2 protein-coding genes and 1 pseudogene are annotated in these 1,420 nt (G+C 65.8%); 1 reads left to right on the forward strand and 2 read right to left on the reverse strand.

All coding sequences use genetic code 11. The annotated features are described in order from the left end of the window. Nucleotides 1-141 (forward strand): annotated as a pseudogene (locus PUR61_RS08080) (IS481 family transposase); the annotation flags it as partial. Here PUR61_RS08080 and PUR61_RS08085 read toward each other — a convergent pair. Both PUR61_RS08085 and PUR61_RS45215 read right to left on the reverse strand, forming a co-directional pair. Then, the gene (locus PUR61_RS08085; RefSeq protein WP_329877203.1) at nucleotides 113-931 is read right to left on the reverse strand and encodes a Rieske 2Fe-2S domain-containing protein; all 819 of its coding nucleotides are present in this window, start codon (nucleotides 929-931) and stop codon (nucleotides 113-115) included. The pseudogene PUR61_RS08080 and the gene PUR61_RS08085 overlap by 29 nt on opposite strands. Nucleotides 932-974: 43 nt before the next feature. Further along, nucleotides 975-1,253: a Rieske 2Fe-2S domain-containing protein gene (locus tag PUR61_RS45215; RefSeq protein WP_443035136.1), complete on the reverse strand. Its 279-nt coding sequence runs from the start codon at nucleotides 1,251-1,253 to the stop codon at nucleotides 975-977. Nucleotides 1,254-1,420: the final 167 nt, after the last annotated feature.

Here is a 1,420-nt window from a genome sequence, read left to right on the forward strand (position 1 = left end):
CGCCCCTACACCAGCAACCAGGAACGAACCGAAGCGCTCCCCGACTTCCTGCACGCCTACAACTACCATCGCTGCCACACCGCACTCGGAGGCCAACCCCCGATCACGCGTGTCAACAATCCTGCGGGTCAATACAGCTAGGGGGTGTGAACAGCACGCCGACGCCCACGGTGAGGTGCAAGCGCCAGGGGTCGACGGGGCGGGGGGCGAGCACCGCGTCCATCTCCAGGCCGATGCGTGGCACGCGGAGCAGGACGTGGAGGAACCCCAGGCCGTAGAGGTTGACCTCAACGTCGGCCTTCAGACTGCCGAATGGGGGAAAGCGGCGGGACAACTGCAAGGCGACGGAGTAGCTGTGCTTGTCGGCGATGGGGGGCCTGGGCATCCAGGCGTCGGAGAATCCGTGCAGGGCACGGGTGTGTCCGATGTCGACGGTGTTCTCGCAGATCTCCTGAGGGTGAGAATGTACATCCACTACGACGAACTTGGAGCGCGAACTCCGGGGGTTCAGAAGCTGGGGAATGTTCCAGGGAAGGGTTGGCTGGGAAGGCCCGGACCAGGCGAAAACTCCCCCGTTGACCTCCTCACTGGGCAGGATGGTGAGGCCTTCGCGTACGGGCTTTCCGGTGTAGCCGGGGCCTGTGCGTGCGACGTTGCCATCGGGGTCGAAGGCGAAGTGGTGAAACGGGCAGACGATGTCCTCGTCGTCGACTCGACCCCCGCAGCCAAGGTGGGCGCCCAGATGGGGGCAGTAGGGGCGCACGACCCGGATACGGCCACTGCGAGTGCGGTAAAGCACTACATCCTCACCCATCAGGCGCTTGGTGGTGACCGTGCCGGGGCGGATCTCGCTTGATTGAGGGGGCGAGCATGAACCAGCCTTCCGGATAGGGAAGCGGTGCCTGCCCCTCGGTATAGGCCGGGCCGGGATCCTCGCGCCGGACGATGTGGCGCCGCCAGCTGCTCATATTGTCCTACCTTTCAGCTTGGGGCCGGAGCGACTGTGGATGCGGGCATCGCTTGCGGGCAGGGCGAACCGGTGGGCTTGGCACCCAGTCCCATTGGGCAGGGGCGGCGGTGTTGGTCGCGGAGCGCGCGCCCAGCCTTGGTGGCACGCTCTGGGGCGCACGGATGCGTGAGCCGTCCGGGCCGTACACGAAGGCGTGGAGTGGGGCTGAGAATTTTCGACGACTACCCTTCGCTACGGCCAGGTGGCCTCCCAGGTGAGGGCATGACGGATCCACAGCGCGCAAAGTTCCGCTGCCCGATTACACAGCCTTTAGAAGACGTCTCATTTGGGCTTGTAGGCTGGTCCGGTGACGATCGTGGAGCGTCTGGTGCCGGACGAGTTGTGGGAGTTGTTCCAGTTGGTGGTGCCGGCGGCGCCGACCCGCCCGCAGGGCGGTGGTCGGCGCCGCTA

It is taken from the genome of Streptomyces sp. BE20 (genome assembly GCF_036322525.1).
In the GTDB taxonomy this organism is placed as follows: domain Bacteria; phylum Actinomycetota; class Actinomycetes; order Streptomycetales; family Streptomycetaceae; genus Kitasatospora.